This window comes from Lutibacter holmesii, from assembly GCF_042679665.1.
GTDB lineage: Bacteria > Bacteroidota > Bacteroidia > Flavobacteriales > Flavobacteriaceae > Lutibacter > Lutibacter holmesii.
This window is the reverse complement of the sequence record NZ_JBHTMV010000004.1, coordinates 385,974-408,905: the sequence shown is the minus strand read 5'-3', so window position 1 is coordinate 408,905 and position 22,932 is coordinate 385,974. Positions and strand designations below refer to the sequence as shown.

At 33.1% G+C, this 22,932-nt stretch carries 16 protein-coding genes; 7 read left to right on the top strand and 9 right to left on the bottom strand.

The annotated features are described in order from the left end of the window. The first annotated feature begins 60 nt into the window (after positions 1 to 60). From ACFQ5N_RS10090 to ACFQ5N_RS10080, 3 genes are all read left to right on the top strand, one after another. Complete coding sequence (locus ACFQ5N_RS10090) at positions 61 to 1,140, top strand: MraY family glycosyltransferase (RefSeq protein ID WP_386809375.1); 1,080 nt, start codon at positions 61 to 63, stop codon at positions 1,138 to 1,140. A gap of 433 nt (positions 1,141 to 1,573) precedes the next feature. Beyond that, the gene (locus tag ACFQ5N_RS10085) at positions 1,574 to 2,329 is read left to right on the top strand and encodes a polysaccharide biosynthesis/export family protein (RefSeq protein WP_386809374.1); all 756 of its coding nucleotides are present in this window, start codon (positions 1,574 to 1,576) and stop codon (positions 2,327 to 2,329) included. An 8-nt stretch (positions 2,330 to 2,337) separates the two neighbouring features. After that, complete coding sequence (locus tag ACFQ5N_RS10080; protein ID WP_386809373.1) at positions 2,338 to 4,719, top strand: GumC family protein; 2,382 nt, start codon at positions 2,338 to 2,340, stop codon at positions 4,717 to 4,719. Positions 4,720 to 4,800: 81 nt separating this feature from the next. On the opposite strand, the gene ACFQ5N_RS10075 is transcribed toward ACFQ5N_RS10080, so the two are convergent. After that, positions 4,801 to 5,169, bottom strand: a complete 369-nt coding sequence (locus ACFQ5N_RS10075) for a YchJ family protein (protein WP_386809372.1) — start codon at positions 5,167 to 5,169, stop codon at positions 4,801 to 4,803. A 4-nt stretch (positions 5,170 to 5,173) separates the two neighbouring features. Beyond that, positions 5,174 to 5,533 (bottom strand): hypothetical protein, encoded by a 360-nt coding sequence (locus tag ACFQ5N_RS10070; RefSeq protein ID WP_386809371.1) that lies wholly within the window; start codon positions 5,531 to 5,533, stop codon positions 5,174 to 5,176. Positions 5,534 to 5,708: 175 nt separating this feature from the next. On the opposite strand from ACFQ5N_RS10070, the gene ACFQ5N_RS10065 reads away from it, so the two are divergent. Then, a complete protein-coding gene (locus tag ACFQ5N_RS10065) occupies positions 5,709 to 7,892 on the top strand; it encodes an amino acid permease (protein WP_386809370.1) in 2,184 nt (727 codons plus the stop codon). Positions 7,893 to 7,911: 19 nt separating this feature from the next. Here the strand turns inward: ACFQ5N_RS10065 and mnmE are convergent, their stop codons facing one another. The 6 genes from mnmE to ACFQ5N_RS10035 form a co-directional block, all read right to left on the bottom strand. Beyond that, positions 7,912 to 9,297 (bottom strand): tRNA uridine-5-carboxymethylaminomethyl(34) synthesis GTPase MnmE, encoded by a 1,386-nt coding sequence (gene mnmE / locus ACFQ5N_RS10060; protein WP_386809369.1) that lies wholly within the window; start codon positions 9,295 to 9,297, stop codon positions 7,912 to 7,914. Positions 9,298 to 10,435: 1,138 nt separating this feature from the next. Next, positions 10,436 to 10,876, bottom strand: a complete 441-nt coding sequence (locus tag ACFQ5N_RS10055; RefSeq protein WP_386809368.1) for a DUF4268 domain-containing protein — start codon at positions 10,874 to 10,876, stop codon at positions 10,436 to 10,438. Then, the gene (gene miaE / locus ACFQ5N_RS10050; RefSeq protein ID WP_386809719.1) at positions 10,876 to 11,457 is read right to left on the bottom strand and encodes a tRNA-(ms[2]io[6]A)-hydroxylase; all 582 of its coding nucleotides are present in this window, start codon (positions 11,455 to 11,457) and stop codon (positions 10,876 to 10,878) included. The genes ACFQ5N_RS10055 and miaE overlap by 1 nt, the downstream gene beginning before the upstream one ends. Positions 11,458 to 11,681: 224 nt before the next feature. After that, positions 11,682 to 13,382, bottom strand: coding sequence for a DNA polymerase III subunit gamma/tau (dnaX, locus tag ACFQ5N_RS10045; protein ID WP_386809367.1), 1,701 nt, complete (start codon positions 13,380 to 13,382; stop codon positions 11,682 to 11,684). Between the two features lie 65 nt (positions 13,383 to 13,447). Next, positions 13,448 to 15,226 (bottom strand): AMP-dependent synthetase/ligase, encoded by a 1,779-nt coding sequence (locus ACFQ5N_RS10040; RefSeq protein ID WP_386809366.1) that lies wholly within the window; start codon positions 15,224 to 15,226, stop codon positions 13,448 to 13,450. Between the two features lie 82 nt (positions 15,227 to 15,308). Continuing rightward, entirely contained in the window at positions 15,309 to 17,084 is a 1,776-nt protein-coding gene (locus ACFQ5N_RS10035; protein WP_386809365.1) for an AMP-dependent synthetase/ligase, read from the bottom strand. A gap of 427 nt (positions 17,085 to 17,511) precedes the next feature. Here ACFQ5N_RS10035 and pflB point away from each other — a divergent pair, with 427 nt between their 5' ends. The 3 genes from pflB (at position 17,512) to ACFQ5N_RS10020 (ending at position 21,394) form a co-directional block, all read left to right on the top strand. Then, positions 17,512 to 19,737, top strand: coding sequence for a formate C-acetyltransferase (pflB, locus tag ACFQ5N_RS10030; RefSeq protein WP_386809364.1), 2,226 nt, complete (start codon positions 17,512 to 17,514; stop codon positions 19,735 to 19,737). 118 nt (positions 19,738 to 19,855) lie between these two features. Next, positions 19,856 to 20,578 carry a pyruvate formate-lyase-activating protein gene (pflA, locus tag ACFQ5N_RS10025; protein ID WP_386809363.1) on the top strand — a complete coding sequence of 241 codons (723 nt, stop codon included), beginning with the start codon at positions 19,856 to 19,858 and terminating at the stop codon, positions 20,576 to 20,578. A gap of 33 nt (positions 20,579 to 20,611) precedes the next feature. Beyond that, complete coding sequence (locus ACFQ5N_RS10020; protein ID WP_386809362.1) at positions 20,612 to 21,394, top strand: formate/nitrite transporter family protein; 783 nt, start codon at positions 20,612 to 20,614, stop codon at positions 21,392 to 21,394. A 147-nt stretch (positions 21,395 to 21,541) separates the two neighbouring features. On the opposite strand, the gene ACFQ5N_RS10015 is transcribed toward ACFQ5N_RS10020, so the two are convergent. After that, the gene (locus ACFQ5N_RS10015; protein ID WP_386809361.1) at positions 21,542 to 22,735 is read right to left on the bottom strand and encodes a threonine/serine exporter family protein; all 1,194 of its coding nucleotides are present in this window, start codon (positions 22,733 to 22,735) and stop codon (positions 21,542 to 21,544) included. Positions 22,736 to 22,932: the final 197 nt, after the last annotated feature.

Below are 22,932 nucleotides of genomic sequence, written 5' to 3'. Positions count from 1 at the left end.
CTTAATTTTATTTCTAACATTATTCCTAATTTTTTTCATTAACTGTAAAAGTTTTAAAAAATGCTACAACAATTCATGTCTAATTTGCTAGTGGTTAGTATCTTGGCAGTACTCAACTCCTTTTTATTGGTGTACTATGTCATTCCAAAAATTACCTGGGTGATTCTTGCACGTAAACTAAACGACAAACCCAATGAACGTAGTTCGCATAGCACCGCTACGCCAACTATGGCAGGCATTGCTTTTTTTATTACTTTAATTATTACCATGTTTTTTATTCAATACTTTGATACGGAGCATATTGGCTTAAATTTAATTGCGGCAAGTACCTTAATTTTTGTGGTAGGAGCAAAAGATGATTTGGTAGTATCTACACCACGTGTAAAATTGGTGTTAGAAACCTTGGCAACCTTATTTTTGTTTTTTCATAGTGCTTTAGAAGAAACCAATTTACATGGATTTTTAGGTATTTATGAAGTACCCGCAGCTATGATGTATGTGTTGAGTGTATTGTTGGTATTAACCATTATAAATGCATACAATTTAATTGATGGAATTGATGGTTTGGCAGCTATGGTAGCCATTGTTATTTTTAGCATTTTTGCCTTGGTATTTTGGGCAACCAGCTTTTATTTTTACTTTTTATTGTGCTTAAGTTTTATAGGTATGTTAATTGCCTATTTGTACTATAATTTTTCTTCAACCAAAAAAATATTTATGGGTGATACAGGCTCGTTATTAATAGGGTTTTGTATTGGTTTTTTATCCTTAAAGTTTTTAGCCATAGATATTAGTTTATACAGCCATTTTGCGTTTAAACCTGAAAACGAATTGTTTGTGCTAGCAGCTATTTTGTGCATTCCGTTGTTTGATATGTTTCGGGTAATAGGCGTGCGCTTGTTACAGCGTAAAAGTCCGTTATACCCAGATCGTAATCATACTCATCATATTTTAATAGACTTAGGAATGTCTCATTTTTCTGTGGCTATGTTGTTGGGATTTGTGAATTATGCCTTTGTGATATTTATTTTGGAGCTTTCGGCTTTGCTGCATAGTTTTTTCATGTTAGGAGTATTGTTGGCATCGTTTGGGGTGTTTTTGTTGGTGTTTTACCTGTTGAAGAAAAAGATTGTGAAGTGATGAGATGCTTCTATAGGTTCAGGATGACATTTGAAATGCTTCGATAAGCTTAGGATGACAATTGAGATCCTTCGCTGTGCTCAGGATGACATATATAGTGAATTTAAAAGAGATCCTTCGCTGTGCTCAGGATGACATTTGGGTTGTGAGATCCTTCGCTGTTCTCAGAATGACATTTGAGATCCTTCGCTGTGCTCAGAATGACATTTGAGATCCTTCGCTGTGCTCAGGATGACAGTTGAGATGCTTCGACAGGCTTAGGGTGACAGGATTGGGTGTTAAAATATAAGAGAAATGGAAATACAAATGCGGTATTGGGTATTAACAATTGTAGTGGTTGTTTTATTAATTGGATGGATTCTAATTTTTATGGATGAACCAAAGAATAAAAAAGACTAACATATTTTATAAAGTAGATACAAGAATAAAAATTATGAATAAATATTATGTAATTGGATTGCTAACAATCCTATTGTTTAGTTGTGCTTCTCCTGAAAAAATAATTTACTTTCAAGAAGTAGAAGGAGTGCAAGTACAAGACAGTTTGCTAAATTTTGAGCCTAAAATACAAGTAGGAGATATTTTAGGAATCAATGTATCGGCGGTAGATGGCGTGGCAGCCTTGCCTTTTAATTTGTATGAAACGCCCGTACTTGGGAATAGTATTTCAAACTCTAAACCTTTAACCTATTTGGTAGATAGTGATGGTCAAATTCAATTTCCCATTTTGGGCGATTTAAAAGTAGAAGGTTATACCACCAAAGAATTGAAAACAGTTTTAACCACACGTATTGGGGAATATATAAAACAGCCTACCATTAACATTAGGCTAACCAATTTTAAGGTGGGTGTTACTGGTGAAGTGCAAAAGCCAGGTGCTTATACCATTGCAAACGGCCGTATTTCAATTTTAGATGCCATTATTTTGGCAGGAGATTTAACCATTTACGGCAATAGAAAAAATGTATTGTTGATACGTGAACAAAAAGGAAAAAGAACATTTATCAATATAGATTTAACCAACAAAGAACTTTTTAATTCGCCTTATTTTTATTTGGCGCAAAATGATGTACTGTATGTTGAACCTAACAAAACCAGGGTAAACAATTCGGCAGTAGGAGCAAATACAGGGGTTATTCTTTCCTCTGTATCTATTTTAATCTCTTTGGTAGCCATTCTCTTAAACTAACACCCCTTATGATGCAAAAAGAAAACCCTTTAAATTATATGTTCTTAGAAGAAGAACCTGTGAATTATCGAGAAATTATTGAAAAATATGTTTTTCATTGGAAATGGTTTGTACTAGGTGTGAGTGTGGCGCTGTTTGCTGCTTTTGCCTACTTACGTTATACCCCAAACCAATATGAAGTGGCTACAACCATTTTAATTGATGATGAAGATAGTGGAGGTTTACCTTCGGAACTAGCGGCCTTTGAAGATTTAGGATTGATGGGCGGTGGTAATACATCTATAGATAATGAAATAGGTTTGTTAAAATCTAGAAGCTTAATGACACAGGTGGTTAAAGAGTTAGAACTTCATATTTTATATTACAAAAAAGGAAGGGTACGTACTTCTGAACAGTATAAGGATGATGTGCCTTTCAATATCAACTTTTACAATAAGGAACAACTGTACAAGTTAGACACCACATTTGCAGTGGTGGCAATTTCTGATACGCAATTCCAACTTTTTAATGCCGAAGGAACAAAGGTAAGCACGCATGTATTTGGGGAAAAGGTACAAGCAGCTTTTGGGAATTTTATGATTACACCTAAAATGATGCAGTCTAATTATTTGAATGAAGAACTGCTAGTGAACGTACAGCCCTTAAAAAAAGTAGTGGAAGATTTAAGGGAACGATTAAGCGTAGAGTTGCTTTTTAAAAAATCGAGTTTAATTAACTTAAGTCTGCAAGGAACTATTAAATTAAAATGCGAAGCTATTTTAAATGGGTTGGTAAAGCAATACAATAAAGATGCTATTGAAGACAAAAGTTTGATAGGAAACAATACCAATGTTTTTATCAATGAACGTTTGGCGGTGATTGAAAAAGACTTATCAATGGTTGATAAAGGAGTAGAACAATTTAAAACCACCAACCAGCTAACAGATATTCCTTCAGAAGCTACGCTAGTATTGGAAAGCAATGCAGATTTGGAAAAGCAAATTGTAACAATAAATACCCAACTAAAATTAACCGATTATGTGGCTAGTTATCTTGCGGCAAATGAAGAAAAATTGTTACCTGCAAATTTAGGGTTAAGTGATGGTACAGTAAATGCCAACAGTGAACAGTACAATGAATTGTTATTAGAGCGCAACAGAATTTTAAAAAGCTCTAATGAGAAGCATCCTATTATTGTAAATTTAAATGCGCAAATTGATGAATTGCGTGGGAGTATTGCACAAAGCTTGGTGAATTTAAAATCATCGCTGCAAATTTCTCTGCAACAAGCAACACAAGAAGAACAAAAAATTCATTCACGAATTTTTTCAGTACCGCAACAAGAGCGTGAATTTAGAGACATGCAACGGCAGCAACAAATTATTGAAACCTTATATTTATACTTGCTGCAAAAACGAGAAGAAAATGCCATTTCTTTAGCAGTAACAGCTCCCAATGCAAAAGTGATAGATGCAGCTGATGGTAGTGATGTTCCTGTGAGTCCTAAAAGATTGTTGGTGCTAATTGCCGCTGTGGGTATTGGGTTTTTAATTCCGTTTGTGGTATTGTATGTATTGTTTTTATTAGACAATAAAGTACATACAAACAAAGATGTGGAAGAACTGGTAAAAGCACCTATTATTGGTGAAATACCTAAAACAACCGCTGACCATAAAATTGTAGTTTCTGAAAATGATAGAGATGCCATTTCTGAATCGTTTAGAATGTTGCGAACCAATATTAATTTTATGTTGGCAGGTGTAAAAGAAACATCAAACGTGGTATTTGTAACTTCTACCTTACCTTCTGAAGGAAAAACATTTTTGGCGTTAAACTTAGCTGCTGTATTGGCATTGTCTAATAAAAAAGTATTGTTGGTAGGCGCTGATGTGCGAAAACCAAAATTCAATGAATATTTAAAGTTAAATCAAAGAGTAGGGTTGACTGAATATTTAATGGATGAACATATAACACTTTCCGAAATTATTCAACATTACCCTGAAGGAAATTTTGATGTATTAAACTCAGGTATGGTGCCTCCAAATCCGTCAGAACTGTTAATGAATGGTCGTTTTGATGAAGTATTGGCGTATGGAAAAGCGCAATACGATTACGTAATTGTAGATACGGCACCTGTTAAAATGGTTACTGATACTTTGTTGTTAAGTCATCATGCCAATTTATGTTTGTATGTAGTGCGCGCCAATCATTTAGACAAACGTTTGTTAGAAATTCCAAAGAAATTGTATGATGAAAAACGATTGCCAAATATGGCAGTTTTACTCAACGATTTAGATATGGAAAGAGGCTATGGCTATGGTTACGGCTACGGCTATGGCTATGGTTATGGCTATGGCTATGGCGAAGATGTGCCTAAAAAATCACTTTGGAAACGCTTATTAAAACGTTGATACAATTAAAATTATGAACATTGAATGAGGTGCTGAAAAGTACCTCATTTTTTTTGCCCAAAAGAATGTTGTTAGCGGTGTTTAGTTTAGCGCACCTACGTACACCCAATGGTTGTGTTCTTTGCAGAATTTAGAATTTTCATGAATTACTTGCACCAATCCATTTTCCTGAAAGTAAGCCTTAAATTCAACGGTGTGTTCGCTGCTGTTTAAAACATCTAATTGAAGCCATTGTACAGATTTTGTCCATTTTTCTATGTCTCTTTTTTCTTGTTTATTTGGTCTGGTAGAGCTGTGATGACTTTTTTGTAAGTAAGTTACATTTGCCAAAACAAACGCACTGTATCTTGAGCGCATTAGTTGTTCGGCTGTGCTAACCGTAGCAATATTTTGATGTGCTTTTTGACAGCACGCACTGTATTTTTTTTGAGGATTACAAGGACACTGCATACATTTAGTTTAAAAGTTCTTTGGGAGGCTGAATGCGATAACAACGTTCAGATCCTAAATATAAAGGATCTCCATGTTTTTCAGACCAAAAACCATCGAGGAGGTTTGTGGTAATACAACGGTACACTACAACACCTTTAAATGTGTTGTGATCTTCACCAATATAACTGAAATTAATCACTAAAATGCCATCTTTAAAAAAACCAGTTCCAACTTGTGTTTGGTTGTTTTCTATGCGCCAAGTGGCCAGTATGCGTTGGTTTTCATCAAGTGTTAAGTGTAGCGTGCCTTTGTAAGTATGTGCAGATGCATCTTGGTTGCTTCCAACAATGGTATAGGTTCCTACGAAGTCTTGTATGCGCATATAAACATAAAATTTTACGGATCAAAGATACATTATCTAGAGTATTAAACAATAAAACACGTGGTGTGGTCTAAAATATATATTCATAAGCGTGGTAAAATTTACCAGTGATTTTAAAAATATAAAAGCTATATTTATTTTTTTAATTGGTACACTTAAAAAAGGTATTTAAATAATGGCTGAAGGAAAAAAATTTGGAACGTTTGAAGGAGTTTTTACACCTTCTATTCTTACTATTTTAGGGGTAATTATGTATATGCGTTTGGGCTGGGTAGTTGGAAACGCAGGTTTGTTAGGTGCCATTGTTATTATTGTGTTAGCACACGTTATAGCCGTAACCACAGGTTTAAGTGTTTCTTCTATTGCCACCGATAAAAAAATTGGAGCAGGTGGTATTTATTATGTGTTATCTAGAAGTATGGGAATTCCTATTGGAGGTTCTATAGGTATTGCACTTTATGTAGGTACGTCACTCTCTATTGCATTGTATTTAATTGGATTTGCTGAAAGTTTCAACGATTATTTTGGCTTTGGGTTGGCAATTAATGACATTCGTTTAACAGGTACATTAGCTCTTGTTGGGTTAACCATATTGGCTTTAATAAGCACATCCTTAGCATTAAAAACACAGTTTTTAATTTTAGCCGCCATTATAATTTCATTAATTGCAGTGTTTTTTGGAACATCTAATTTTCAACCTGAAACAGTGCAGTTGTTAGCACCTAGGCATGCGGTTTCTATGGAAGTAGTATTTGCTATCTTTTTCCCGGCTGTTACAGGATTTACGGCAGGTATTGCTATGAGTGGCGATTTAAAAGATCCCAAAAACTCCATTCCGAAAGGAACATTAATGGCTATTGGTGTAGGGCTTGTAGTTTATATAGGATTGGCGGTGTTTTTAGCCAATACAGTAACTACCGATGTATTGATTTCCGATTATAATATTTTAATGAAAATTGCGTTGTTTTCACCAGCCGTAGTTGCAGGTATTTGGGGAGCTACCCTTTCATCTGCCATTGGTGGTATTTTAGGAGGTCCTAGAATTTTGCAAGCCATGTCTATTGATAAAATAACACCTAAAATATTTGGTAAAGGAAATGGGGAAAATAACGAACCTGTAAATGCCTTGTTATTGGTATTTATAATTGCACAAGCAGGGATATTAATTGGTGAGTTAGATGTTATAGCACGTATAGTTTCTATGTTTTATATAACCGCTTATGGTTTTATCAATATTTCCTTTTTTTTAGAAAGTTGGGCAAACCCCGATTTTCAACCCACGTTTAAAATTAGACGTTGGATTGGGTTACTAGGGTTTATGGCTTGTTTTGGAGTGATGTTTAAATTAGATACGCTTGCCATGTTTGGCGCTTTAATTGTAATTGGTGGTTTGTATTTTTGGTTGCAACGTAAAGAAGTTAAATTACAAACAAATGATGTTTGGCAAAGTGTATGGGAAAATGTTGTGAATAAAGGCTTGAAGAAAATTGACGAGCAACAAGTAGAAAAATCTAATTGGAATCCTAATATCATTTTGTTTAGTGGGCAAAGTGATCATCAATCGTATTTGTTGCAATTGGGTAAAACAGTTTCAGGACGCACAGGAATTGTAACAAATTTTAAATTGATATTAGACACTTCCAATTCACAACCGCTTAAAAAATCAGAGCAAATTGTAAAAAGTGAAGCGTTTAAAGAATTGGGAATATTTGGAAGACAAATAAAAGTAAGCAATATTTATGATGGGATTACTACTATTGCTTCTGCCTTTGGATTTTCGGGTGTAGAACCTAATACCATTATGATGGGGTGGCCAAAAGGATTAGAAAACTCGAAGGAATACTCTAAAATGACCCAAACATTATTGTATTTAGATTATAACCTACTGTATTTAGATTTTGATAAAAAAGCCAAGTTTGGAACCTATGATACGGTAGATTTTTGGTGGCGTGAAACAGATAGTAAAAATGCGGAAATGATGTTGAATATAGCACGTTTTATAATTGCATCTCCACGTTGGAATAATACAAGTATTAGGGTGTTATTTGTAAATAATAACAATGTAGATAAAAAAATAATTCATACTAAAATTTATAAATTAGTAGAAGATCTTAGGGTAAATGTTGAAATAATTATTATAAATAATGCGGTTGAACAAAAACCATTTTACAACCTTATTGAAGAGAAATCAAAAGTAACAGATTTAACCATTATTGGAATTCCAAATTACCAAATTGAAAAACAAGCTGAATTTGTTTTGAAAACAAATCATTTATTTGAAACTATAGGATCAACATTGCTGGTAAAAGCATCTAATAATTTTAATGTATTAGATTTAGATTTTGCAAAAAGGAACTAATTTTTTGAACAAATAAGTACTATTTCCCGATACAGAAATTTGCAAAAATATTACCCAATAAATCTTCGGTAGTAACTTCTCCTGTAATTTCACCTAAATGAAATAGTGCTTGCCGAATATCAATAGCATACAAATCGGTACTTACTTGGTTGTCTATAGATTTTTGAATGTCTTGCATAGCTGTATAGGCATTGTTCAACGCTTCAAAATGCCGAGCGTTGCTCACAATAGTTTCATTGTTACTTAACGCTCCTTTATTTGCCAATTCCGTAAGGGTAGTGGTTAGACTATGAATACCCGTTTTATTTTTTGCAGATAGAATTAACAGGTTAGAAATTTTATGTTGAAGCTGTGCAATGGCTGCTTCCGAAAGTAAATCGGCTTTGTTTATAATGGTTAATATTTTTTTTGAAGGGTATTTTTGTTCCAAGGCCTCCATGCTATTTTGTAGGTTATCTACTTTAGAACTATCAATTAAATGCAATACCAATTGTGCTTTTTCAATGTTTTCAAATGTTTTTTGAATACCAATGTTTTCAACAAAATCTTCTGTATTTCTAATTCCAGCCGTATCTATAAAACGGTAGGCAACTCCATCAATAGTTATTTCATCTTCAATGGCATCTCGTGTTGTTCCGGCGATATGACTTACAATGGCTTTTTCTTCATTTAAAAGCGCGTTGAGTAAGGTAGATTTTCCAACATTTGGTTCTCCTACAATAGCTACAGGAATTCCATTTTTTAAGACATTCCCCAAGGCAAAGGAGTCTATCAAGCGTTTCAATACTTTGTTAATTTGGGAAATAAGTTTTTTAAATTCACTTCTGTCTGCAAATTCAACATCTTCTTCAGCAAAATCCAATTCTAATTCAATTAAACTTGCAAAATTTAGTAATTGTTGGCGTAAGTTTACAATTTCAGAACTAAATCCACCACGCATTTGTTGCAATGCAACTTGGTGTGAGGCGGCAGAATTTGAAGCAATTAAATCGGCTACAGCTTCAGCCTGACTTAAATCCATTTTTCCATTTAAAAATGCACGTAAGGTAAATTCACCAGCATCGGCATGTCGAACGCCATTTTTTAAAAATAATTGTAAAATTTCTTGTTGAATGTATACAGAACCGTGACAATTTATTTCTACTACATTTTCACCAGTATATGAATTTGGGTTTTTAAATATAGATACCAATACTTCATCTATAATATGTGTATCATCTACAATATTTCCTAAATGAATAGTGTGCGATTTTACGGTGGTTAAATCTTTGTTTCCAAATTTAGATGCAAAGTGTTTATTTACAATTTGGATGGCCTGTTCACCTGAAAGTCGTATTACAGCAATGGCCCCAACACCTGCTGAGGTTGCCAATGCAATAATAGTATCGTTTTGTATTGAATTCATAGTGCAAAGATATATTTTTTATGTGTTTAAGCTGTTCTTTTTTTTAACGCTTAAAAATGAGGTTGAAGAGGTAGTTGTACTGGTCGCTGAGCGGAGTCGAAGTGATGGTTAGGTGGTGGAATATTATTAAGTGTAATAAACTAAATTGTTATTGTTCTTTCCCATTGATGAAAAGAACCTAAAATCTAGGCTTATTTTAATTTCTTTGAATACGTACAAATGTTTCACTTTCGCATTCAGACCACTGCGTTCTTTGAATGCTTACCGTTTCACATTTTTTGTATTCCTACAGAAATGAAAAGTAGGCCGTTGTTTATATCATAGGTTATTATGTATCAGTCACTGAGCGGAGTCGAATTGATGATTCAGTGTTTTTGAGTTGGTTTGGGGTTAAAGGTTTAAGAGGTAGTTGTACTGGTCACTGAGCGGAGTCGAAGTGATGATTCCGTGTTTATGAGTTTAAAGGTTGAATAGTTTATAGGTTATATTAAAACTAAAATTACAATTTGAACTACATTCGGCCTATCGAGAAAAGCGTGTGAAATTTGCAGAGAAATAGGCGTAAAATTTTAAGTTGTTTGAGTTGTTGCAAGCTTCTACTTTTGAAATTTCTACATACGAGTTCTTAAAATTTAGCCTATGAACCATAAATTTAGCGCTTTTATCGTAAGCCTAGATTTTTGTAACTTTTCATCAATGGAAAAGTTAATAAAAGGTTTCACAAGAAAGCATGTAATCTTTTCATAAGAAGTATTTTCTACAGAAATGAAAAGTAGGCAGTTGTTTTTATCATAAGTTATTTTGTGTTGGTCACTGAGCGGAGTCGAAGTGATGGTTCGGGGGGTGAATATTATAAAGTGTAATAAATTGAATTTTTATTGTTCTTTTCCATTGATGAAAAGAACCAAAAATCTAGGCTTATTTTAATTTCTTTGAATACGTTCAAATGTTTCACTATCGCATTCAGACCACTACGTTCTTTGAATGCTTACCGCTCCACATTTTTTGTATTCCTACAGAAATGAAAAGTAGGCCATTGTTTTTCTCATAGGTTATTTGTATAGTTCACTGAGCGGAGTCGAAGTTATAATTTGAATGCCAAAATCTTAAACAGCAAATAGCTAAAGGCTACATACATCTAAAATATTGCTCGTTTAATAAAGTCTTCAAAATCTTCATAGAACTCTTCAAATTGATGCATAGCCTCATTAAAAAATAGAAATACACCTTGCCAAGTAGCTTTGTTATGCATATTAAATTCTCCTTTATAGGTAACATAAATTCTATGAATAATTTTGCCGTTGCTTAACGGATACAATTCATCAAAAACCACATCAGGAATATAATCTTCTATAAGGTTACTTTTTACTTCTAATACTTGCTCAAATAGTAATTGATTTTTGGTTTTGTCAAATGATTCAATATCTAAACACACCAAGGCTTCTTTTTTATCTGCAACAAACTTAAAATTAAAGTCTTTAATTTGGGTACGATACAATAGCCATTTTCTTGGGAAAGACTTTCCGTAACTTGTCCAAAATTCTTCTCTTATTTTTGCTGATTCTTCTTTACTGTACATTATCCGTGTATTTTTGCTTTAAACCCTCTTGATTTCATAAATTCTGCTTCATACTGTAGCAGTCCTTTCCATTTTTCATCTACAATTGCCCTATCTTGGTATTCTCGAGCAAAATTTAAAAAGGTTTTATAGTGGTTGGCTTCTGATGCCATTAAGTCTAAATAAAATTTAGACAGTGCTTCGTCTTTTATATTGTCTGCAAATACTTTAAAGCGTTCACAACTTCTGGCTTCAATAAGTGCCGCAATTAACAAGCGTTGTATTAAACTTTCTAAACGGTCTTTTGTTTTAGGGAAATACTGTTGTAAATGTGCCGCATAGTCATTTTTTTGTGCGCGTCCTAAAACCATTCCGCGTGCTATCATAATGTCATGAACCATTTTAAAATGTTCCAATTCTTCAATGGCAATAAGCGCCATTTCTTGTACTAATTTGGTCTCTTCAGAATAGTTTATTATAATGGATGTAGCGTTTGCTGAGGCTTTTTGCTCTGCATAGGCGTGATCTGTTAAAATTTGTTGTAAATCGTTTTTGGCAATCTCAGCCCACGAGGTTTCAGTTTCAAACTGTAGTCCTAACATCATTATATATCAAATTTAAATTTTAGTTTTTAAAGGCTTTATTAAAAGTCCTAATTTATGAAAATTTGCAATATGGAAAGCTAAATTTACAATTTTAGTGTACAGTTTTAATTTTTAGTGGTTACATAAAGAAATAGCGAACGGTTACAATTCAAAAAAGAATGTATTTATAGTACTTTCAATAAGAATTTAATTAAAAAGTGATGGGTGCTTTTGTGAATACCTTATAAATCTAAATCAAATGTTTTTTTGAACAATTCTAAGGCGCTATTTTTTTCTTTTAATTTTTCATAGCGTTCTTGTGGTGTGTAGGCAAATCTTTTTGTTTCTTCTTCGTTTACATGGATTACAATTTCAGTTTTAAAATTGTTAAGGCTTTCACGAAGGAATTTTAGTAGATAAGTTTTTTCACGGGTTAATTGGTCTTTCATTAACGCGTTGGGTAAGGTGTAATGTATCTCATTTCCTTTTACGGTAGGTACATCAGTTTTCATAATAGAAGCCACACTTTTATGTCCCTTTTTTAATAGCTTTTCAATATAAATATTCCAAAATTCAACGGCTTTTTGCGCTGTAAAAGTATCGCTAGGCAATCCTTCTACTTCTTCAAACTCAACTTCTGTATTTGCAATTTCCTTTTTTAGGTGAATACTTTTTAAGGTAAGTGCAGATGGTCTGCGAGTTCCTGTTTTTAGTGTAGGAGGTTTACTTGTTGGTTGTGTAATAGCTTGCTTACTTATAGCTGTAATTTCTTGTTTTACATTGGCTAATTTAGCGCTAGTTGTAACTTTACTTTTTGCTAATCTTTTTACTTTTGAACGGTAATGAATTGCAGCAATTATGTAAGGTTTGCTATTTTTTTTTTCTCCATCAAAAGTGATAGAGGCTAACTGCATTAACGTAAGTTCAACTAAAAGTCGTTGATTTTTACTGCTTTTATATTTTAAATCGCAGTCATTGGCCAAGTCTATAGCTTGTAGTAGAAAAGACATTGCACATTGTTCAGACTGCTTTAAATATTTCTTTTTGGCATTGTCACCAACTTCTAATAATTCAATGGTAATTTTATCTTTTGCCACTAGCAAATCTCTAAAGTGCGATGCCAAGCCACTTATAAAGTGATGCCCTTCAAATCCTTTGGCTAAAATGCTGTTGAAATGTAGCAACACATCTGGTATTTTATTTTCTAACAAATAATCAGTAGTTATAAAATACTCATCGTAGTCTAAGACATTTAAATTTTCGGTAACGTCTTTTCGAGTTAATTCTTTTCCTGAAAAACTAACTACTCTATCAAAAATAGACAAGGCATCACGCATAGCGCCATCGGCTTTTTGAGCAATAATGTGTAGGGCATCGTCTTCTGCTTGAACGCCTTCTTCTAGCGCTATTTTTTCTAAATACTTTTTGGCATCTAACACACCAATTCTTTTGAAATCAAAGATTTGACAACGCGATAAAATTGTTGGTATAATCTTATGTTTTTCAGTAGTTGCTAAAATAAAGATAGCGTGTGCTGGTGGTTCTTCAAGTGTTTTTAAAAACGCGTTAAAGGCGGCTTGTGAGAGCATATGTACCTCATCAATAATATACACCTTAAACTTTCCTGTTTGTGGCGGAATTCTAACTTGATCTGTTAAACTTCGAATATCATCAACAGAGTTGTTTGAAGCGGCATCTAACTCAAAAATGTTAAATGCAAAATCATCATCACTTGTTTCACCTGCGTTTTCATTTATTTTTTTTGCCAAAATTCGAGCACAAGTTGTTTTACCTACACCACGAGGCCCTGTAAACAATAATGCTTGTGCTAAATGGTTGTTTTTTATAGCATTCTCAAGCGTATTTGTGATGGCTTGTTGCCCTACAACTTCCTCAAAAACTTGGGGTCTGTATTTACGAGCTGATACTATAAATTGTTCCATTTATAAAATTTTGGTTTGTTTTACAAAAATAGAAAAATGAATGGTTTTTGCGTACTTATCTCTGATTAATTTTTGTAAATTTTATCGTGTAAATGCTGGTATTTTGCAAGTATTTCAGTACGTTTTGGTTTCATTGTTGGCGTTAATAAGTTATTTTCAATACTCCACACATCAGGTGTCAATTCAAAACGTTTAATTTTTTCCCATTTTGCAAAATGTTTGTTTCCTTTTTTAATTTCTTTTCCAATACGTGCAATTATGTGTGGGTTTGAAATTAACTCTTCATTGCTCCCAGGAATTGGCTCGTGGTGAATACGTGCCCATTCTCTTAAAAATTCAAAACTTGGTTGTACAATGGCAGCAGGCATTTTTTGTCCTTCACCAATTACTAATATTTGTTCAATAAAACGAGATTGTTTCATTTGATTTTCTAATAAAGCAGGTGCTACATATTTACCTCCCGAAGTTTTAAATATTTCTTTTTTACGTCCTGTTATTGTAAGGAAACCATTTTCATCAAACTCTCCTTTATCACCGGTATGAAAAAAGTCGCCAGTCATTACACTTTTAGTTCGTTCAGGATCTTTGTAGTATCCTTGCATTACGTTCGGTCCTTTTACTAAAATTTCACCATCATCGGCAATTTTAACGGTTACGTTATCAATTGTTTTTCCAATGGTTCCTATTTTAAACATATCACCTTCAATCATATTTACTGAAATTACTGGTGAAGTTTCAGTTAAACCGTAACCTTCCATTACAGGCATTTGCGCTGCGGTAAATACTCTTGTAAGTCTTGGTTGAAGTGCAGCGCTTCCAGAGACCATAGTTTGCAATCTGCCTCCTAAGGCTTCGCGCCATTTACTAAAAATTAATTTATTGGCAAGTTTTAATTTTTGTTCGTACCACCAGCCATTGGCTTGGTAAGGTTCGTATTTTAAACCTAAATCTACTGCCCAAAAGAACAATAACTTTTTGATTCCTTTTAATTCAGATCCTTTATTAATTATGCCATCGTACACTTTTTCTAATAAGCGAGGTACAACGGTCATAAAATGCGGTTTTACTTCTTTTATATTATCGCCTATTGTTTCCATACTTTCAGCAAAATAAATGGAAGTACCACTATTTTGGTATAGGTAATGCAACATACGTTCAAAAATATGGCAAACTGGTAAAAAACTTAAAGCGCTAATTTTACCAAATTCTAATGGAAGTCTTGGTGTACTGTCTAGTACATTTGTAACCACATTTTTATGTGAAAGCATAACACCTTTTGGTTTGCCTGTTGTTCCAGAAGTATAAATAATGGTAGCTAAATCTTCAGCATTTACCTGCTCTTTTAATTCTTCTACTTGAGGTTGTAAGCTTTCATCTGCACCTAATGTTAAAATTTCATTCCAATTTTTACACTTTTTTACCTCATCAAATGCATAAACTTCTTGTAAAGTTGCTACTTTTTTACGAATAGATTTTACTTTTTTGTATAAACCTTTATCTGATAAAAAGCAATGTGTTACTTCTGCATGATTGAAAATATATAGAAAATCTTCTTCAGAAATAGTAGGGTAAATAGGTACATTAATAGCACCAATTTGAAGCATTCCAAAATCTAAGATATTCCATTCGGTTCTGTTGTTGGTTGAAATTACGGCTATTTTATCTCCAGGTTTTACACCTAATTTTAGCAATCCACGACTAACAGCATTTCCTTGATCTATAAATTCTTGTGAAGAAGTGGCTTTCCACTCACCATTATATTTTGTATTAAAAGCTTTAGGCAAGTTGTATGTTTCGAGCTGATGGTAGGCAAACTCGAATAGTTTGTTTATTTTTTTTGACATTTGGTTTGGTTTAAATGTAGCGTTGCAAAGTATAAAATTTTGAGTGATTTCACAAGAACCAAAGTTGCAATTAATGAATTGCCTAGTTCGAGTATATTTTTTGAATTAAGTGTTGGTATTGTTTTTTTAAAACACTTCGTTTAATTTTCATGGTTGGAGTTAGTAATTCGTTGTCTATACTCCAAATTTCAGGGGTTAATTCAAACACTTTAATTTGTTCCCATTGCCCAAATTTTTTGTTTGATTTGTCAATTTCTTTTTGGATACGTTTAATTATTTTTTTGTTTTGAACTAAAGACTGTGCAGTGCCATCAGTTTCAATACCTTTTCTTTTTGCCCATTCAATTAAAAACTCAAAGTGAGGTTGAATAATGGCTGCCACCATTTTTTGAGATTCACCCACAATCATAATTTGTTCTATAAAACGCGATTCTTTTAATTTATTTTCAAGTACTGCAGGCGCAATGTATTTTCCTCCAGAAGTTTTAAACATTTCTTTTTTTCGATCGGTAATTTTTAAAAATCCTTCAGCATCAAGTTCACCAATATCGCCAGTGTGTAAGAATCCGTTTAAAATTGTTTTTTTAGTAAGTTCTTCATTCTTATAATATCCTTGCATAACGTTAGAGCCTTTCACTAAAATTTCTCCATCTTCGGCAATTTTTATGGTAACACCTTCTAATGCTTTTCCTACCGATCCAATTTTTAATCCGTTATTTCTAATATCATTTAATGAAATACCAGGAGATGTTTCGGTCATTCCGTAACCTTCAAAAATAGGAATATTTGCAGCGGTAAATATTTGTATCAACTGTGGTTGCAGTGGAGCACTTCCTGAAACTAAAAACTTAATGTTTCCGCCCAAGGCAGCGCGCCATTTGTTAAAAATAAGTTTGTTGGCAATTTTTAATTGAAAATGATACCACCAGCCATTTTTGTGATAGGGTTGATAGGTTTTACCTAAGTTGAGAGCCCAAAAGAATAGCATTTTTTTAATACCTGTTAGGTTGCTGCCTTTGTCTACAATTTTATCGTAAATTTTTTCTAAAAGACGTGGTACTACCGGAATAAAATGTGGCTTTACTTCGCGTAAATTATCACCTAATTGCTCAATAGATTCTGCAAAATAAATTTCAAACCCCATTAATTGATAATAGTACAAGGCAAAACGTTCAAAAATGTGACAAACAGGCAAATAACTTAAAACCTTGTAATTTGCAGCATTTAAATTTAAAGATTTAGCGCTTGAAAAGGTATTTTCAACAATATTTTGGTGACTAAGCATCACACCTTTAGGAATTCCGGTTGTTCCCGAGGTATAAATGATTGTTGCAGTAGCTGTTTTATCAACAGCTTGTTTAAGAGCGTCTACTTCGTGTTGGTTAGAAGTATCAGTTCCCAATGCTAAAAGTGATTCCCAAGAGGAACAATTTTTAACGGTATCAAACGAATATAAATCTTGTAGTTGTGTTTCTTCTTTTATTTTTGAAACTTTTTTTGCCAAGTCTTTGTCTGATACAAAGCACAACACAGCATCAGAATGATTGATGATGTAGGCGTAATCTTTTGATGAAATAGTAGGGTATAAGGGTACATTTATAGCGCCAATTTGTAGCACTGCCAAATCTAAAATACTCCATTCTACTCTGTTGGTTGTGGTAACTACGGCAATTTTATCTCCAGGTTTTATATTTAGCCTTAAAAGTGCTCTACTTACCGTATTGGCTTGTTCAATATATGAGGATGTTGAAGTGGGAATCCACGCTCCATTCTTTTTGGTATTGAATAATTTTGGTTGTGGATTGTTTTTGAATTGCAGGTACGCAAAATCAAATAATCTTGTAGCGGTTGTTTTCATTAGTTTGTAGCTTGGTTTAGGTCAAAATATAAATTATTCGCCTATTTTGCAAAAAACCATTTTTTTTGAAGATGAAATTAAAGAATGTTTAAAGATGCTTTACACTTCTAAATTGTGAATTTGATTTTTTATGAGAACTTATTTCAATAAAAAAGTAAATTTCTGACGTTTTTTTGCCTTTTTAGTAAATTATCTTCAATTTGAATGTTTGCTATTTTAACTAAAAATTATGCTTTATTGATTTTTGATAGGTTTCAATTGATAGATGCCCGCAAAATAGGGGCTCTAAGCTATATAATTCAAACGTTTTAGTAAAAAAGTGAGGTTTAAAAGGTAATTTTATCCTTTTTTTATGTGATATAAGTAGCTTTTAGTCGTATTTTTGTCTTTTTCAAAATAGAAGCTATTATATTAAAAAAACAAATACATGAAAACAGTAAGTTTTAAAAAAGGAATTTGGGAAAGTACCATTAACGTAAGAGATTTTGTATTAAAAAATATAACTCCGTACCACGGAACACATGATTTTTTAGAAGCAGCAAGTGAAAAAACTACAAAGTTATGGGACGCTTGTAAGGCAGCAACGCAAGAAGAGAGAGATCGTAACGGAGTTCGTTCAGTAGATACTGAAACTATTTCAACTATTAGCGCATTTGCAGCGGGATATATTGATAGAGAGAATGAAGTAATTGTTGGTTTACAAACAGATGAATTGTTAAAAAGAACGATGAAACCTTTTGGAGGTTTTAAAGTTGTTCAAAAAGCATTGTCTGAGCAAGGTGTTGCGCCAAGTGAAGATTTAACAGCGTTATTCTCAAAATTTGTAAAAACACATAACGATGGTGTTTTTGATGCATACACTCCAGAAATTAAAAGATTCCGTTCTTTAGGATTTTTAACAGGATTGCCAGATAATTATGCTCGTGGTAGAATAATTGGTGATTACAGAAGAATTGCATTATATGGTGTAGACAAATTGATTGAAGCTAAAAAAGCTGATCAAAATGCTATTACAGGTCCAATGAGTGATGAAGTAATTCGTTTACGTGAAGAAGTTGCAGAACAAATTAAAGCCTTAAAAGAAATTGTTGAATTAGGAAATAGTTACAATCTTGAATTAAACCGTCCGGCTGAAAATGCAAGGGAAGCAGTACAGTGGACATATATGGCTTATTTAGCAGCGGTAAAAGAGCAAGATGGAGCAGCAATGTCTTTAGGTAATGTTTCTACTTTCTTAGATATTTATATTGAAGAAGATTTAGCGAAAGGAATTATTACTGAAGTTGAAGCACAAGAGTACATTGATCAAATGGTTATGAAATTACGTATGGTACGTCATTTACGTATGGCTGCTTACGATGAAATTTTTGCAGGAGATCCAACTTGGGTAACTGAAGCTATTGGAGGAATGTTTTTTGACGGAAGAACTAAAGTTACAAAAACATCGTTCCGTTTCTTACATACCTTATACAACTTAGGACCATCACCAGAACCAAATATGACTGTTTTATGGTCAAATGATTTACCAGAAAACTTTAAAAAGTTTTGTTCAAAAGTAGCTATTGATACATCTTCAATTCAGTTTGAAAATGATACATTAATGTCTGGAAGTCGTGGATCTGATGATTACGGAATTGCTTGTTGTGTTTCTTACCAAGAATTAGGAAAATCTATTCAATTCTTTGGAGCACGTACTAACTTAGCAAAAACATTATTGTTAGCAGTAAATGCTGGTCGTTGTGAATTTACAGGAACGCAAGTAATCAACGGAATTCCTGAATATACTGATGAGTATTTAGATTTTGACAAAGTAATGGCAAACTTTAAAGTAGCTATGAAAGAAGTAGCACGTGTGTACAATGACTCTATGAATATTATTCATTATATGCATGACAAGTACTACTATGAGAAAGCGCAAATGGCTTTAATTGATACTAACCCAACTATTAACATTGCGTATGGTATTGCTGGTTTATCAATTGTAGCTGATTCACTTTCAGCAATTAAATATGCAAAAGTAAAACCAGTTCGTAATGAAGAAGGTTTAACGGTAGACTTTAAAATTGAAGGAGAATTTCCTTGCTACGGAAATGATGATGATAGAGCAGATTCATTAGCAGCAAAAGCGGTGGCTGATTTTAACGACGAGTTAAAAAAGTTACCTGTATACAAAAATGCAACACCAACAATGTCTGTATTAACAATTACATCAAATGTATCTTATGGTAAAAAAACAGGAGCAACTCCTGATGGAAGACCACACGGAATTGCATTTGCACCTGGAGCAAATCCAATGCACGGACGTGATAAAAACGGAGCTATTGCATCGTTAAACTCTGTAGCAAAAATTAGCTATGAAGATTCACAAGATGGAATTTCAAATACATTTTCAATTGTACCAAAATCTTTAGGAGCAAATGAAGCTGATAGAATTGAGAACCTAACAGCTACTATTGATGGATACTTCTTAAACAATGCACAACACTTAAATGTTAATGTATTGGATAAAGAAACTCTGATTGATGCTATGGAGCGTCCTGAAGAATACCCACAATTAACTATTCGTGTTTCTGGATATGCAGTGAACTTTGTTCGTTTAACAAAAGAACAACAAATTGAAGTAATTACACGTTCGTTCCACGAATCCATGTAATCTTAAATATAAATTGTATTATTGGTGTCCAAAAGATTAATTTATTTAATTTTTTGGACACTTTAATTCAAAAACTACGCTTATCAAAACTACAACTACTACTAAAACAAAACTAAGAGTGCATTCCATAGAATCTTTTGGTACCCACGATGGTCCAGGAATTCGATTGGTTATTTTTTTACAAGGCTGCAAATTAAAATGTTTGTATTGTCACAATCCCGATACCATTGAAACCTCCGGAGGTATGGAGTATGAAGTGGAAGAATTGGTGAAAATGGCAAAGCGCATGAAACCCTATTTTAGAGCCAATGGTGGCGTTACGGTTTCAGGAGGAGAGCCTTTATTGCAATCTAAAGAATTACTTCCTTTTTTTAAGAGATTGAAAGAAGAAGGTATTCATACAAATATTGATACCAATGGCCGAATTTTAAACAATTCAACAAAAGAATTGTTAGACAAATATGCAGATTTGGTGATGTTAGATATTAAAAGTATGACTGAAGAAGGCTACGAAGCTTTAACAGGTATGCGAAATAAAGAAACCACCTTTAATTTTGCTGCTTATAGAGAAGCTTCAGGTAAAAATATGTGGCTACGCTATGTGTTAATTCCGGGAATTACAAATAAACCCGAATTATTGCATGCCATGGGTGCACACTTTAAAGCATATAAAACAATTGAAAAAATAGAAATTCAACCTTATCATAAGTTAGGAATTCATAAATGGGAATCCTTAGGTTGGGAATACCAACTTAAAGACGCTCGTGAAAATACACCTGAAGAAATTGATGAGGCTGCAACTATTTTAAATGCTTATTTTAAAGAAGTAAAAATAAATTAATAAAAGCTGTAAAAATCAGCAGTAACAACAATCATGAATACCCCAAAAGAAGTTATAGCTATTGTAAATAAATTAGCGCAGGGCAAAGGAAATTACAAAGTACGTAAAACATTAATTTTAGCTTTTTTAGCAGGTGCATACATTTCGTTTGGTGGCTTGTTGGCAATTATTATTGGCGGCGGATCTCCGGGTATTGCAGCTGAAAATCCTGGGTTAACAAAATTCTTTTTTGGTGCAGCCTTTCCGTTAGGACTTATTCTTGTAGTTGTTGTTGGTGCAGAGCTTTTTACAGGTAACAATGCTTATTTTATTCCAAATGTGCTTGCTAAAAAGCAAGGATTTGGAACAGTGTTTAAAAATTGGGGATTGGTATATGTGGGTAACTTTGTAGGTGCTGTTTTTGTGGCCTATGTAATTACCCATTTAACACATATTGTAAGTAGTGCACCTTATGTAAATGCGGTACATTCTATTGCTATAGGTAAAACCAGTCATACCTTTTTAGTTACTTTTTTAAAGGGAATTGGTGCAAACTGGTTGGTTTGTTTGGCAGTTTGGCAAGGAATGGCGGCTAAAGATACCTTAGGTAAAATTTTTGCTATTTGGTGGCCAGTAATGGCCTTTGTAACTATGGGATTTGAGCATAGTATTGCAAATATGTATTTTATTCCGTTGGCTATTTTTGAAGGTGCAGAGATCACTTGGAATACCTTTATTGTAAAAAACTTGATTCCTGCCACAATTGGAAACATTGTTGGAGGTGCTCTTTTTGTGGGTATGCTGTACGGATATTTATTTAACAAAGAAAATAACTAAGCATCAAAATTCGTCATTCTGAATTTATTTCAGAATCTCATCATACTAATAATAAATCATTATGAGAACCTGAATCAAGTTCAGGTTAACGAATACTTACGTTTTTAGAGAACAGATAACCTCTTTTTATTTATTGTGTAATCTAAATTAGCGTTTTCTAAACACTCCCGAAAACAAAAGGCCGCCAATAATACCCATTAATGTAAAGGCTATTTGTTCGTATAAATTGTCTGCAATAATAATAGAGGAATTTAAAAATGAATTGCTCAATCCCATAAACGATTTACTACCGGGTACAAGCATTACAATACCTTGCGTTAAAAACACCGTTTTTGGAGTTTTTGTAATTCTATTAAATAAATGACTAATAGCAACGGCTGCAATAGTTCCAATAAACGTACTAAATAAAACGCCATAACCAGAAAACAGTACCGTTAAAAAGAATACCGAAACACCTGTAACAACACCTAAAAGCATATCTTTTTTTCGTACTTGAAAAATAGCCAACAAGCTAATTGAAAACAAAGGAATTCCGCTAAACATAAGCCATCTTGGTAAATCAGAGATATGCACCAATTGTTTAAAATCTATAATTGTAGACATAAAAGCTAGCCCTAACAAAACACCAAAAAACTGTTTGAATAAAGAGATAATAGCATCAAATAATTTAGCACCTCCAGAGACTAAGTTTTTAGAGGTAATTTCTTCCAAAGCGGTAGTAATGGCCAAACCGGGAATAAATATAATTATGGCAGATAAAATGGTAATTCCTACATTTAATTCAGGAAATACCAAGTGTATTAAACAGGCTGTAATGGTTACAACAAATGAGGTTAACGACTCTAATACGGTTTCAAAATAATTAGAACGTGTTGACAAGTATACAAAAGGATATACTAAAGCACCCAATAGGAATGCAAAAACTAAAGAAATCCAATTAGAACCTATCATTAAACTAAAACCTGCTGAAGCAATTGCGTAGGAGAGTGTTAGTATTAAATGATTTGTTTTTTTAGTTTCATTATGTATCAATTTCAATTCTTGCAGCACTTCTGAACTGTCTAATTCTTTTGAAATAATTTTATTGGTAACTTCATCTACGCTAGATAAACCACCTAAATTTAATATACCTGGCGGAATACATTCTACATAATTATAAGTTTGATCATCTTTATAAAATACATAGTTGATCCACGTTGGTAAATCCATAAATACACCATTAATGCCTTGTGTTTTGGCAACTTTGGTAAGGTACGATTGTACTTTATAGGTTGGAACGCCATAAATATGAAGCGCTTTTCCCAATTCAATAATATGCTTGTATTCCTTAGGGATTTTCATTTATTTCAATTCAATTAAAAATGCAAATGTAAACTATTGAAGTATATGTATTTAACTCTAAGTGAAAATTCAATAAATTTCATAAATGTTGCTTAATTATATTCTTTTTTATCCTGAAATCCAGAAGTGCATAGAAACTTCATTAAAAAAAGCGATATTTTCAAAATAATTGGTATTTATACAAATGGAGAAATTAG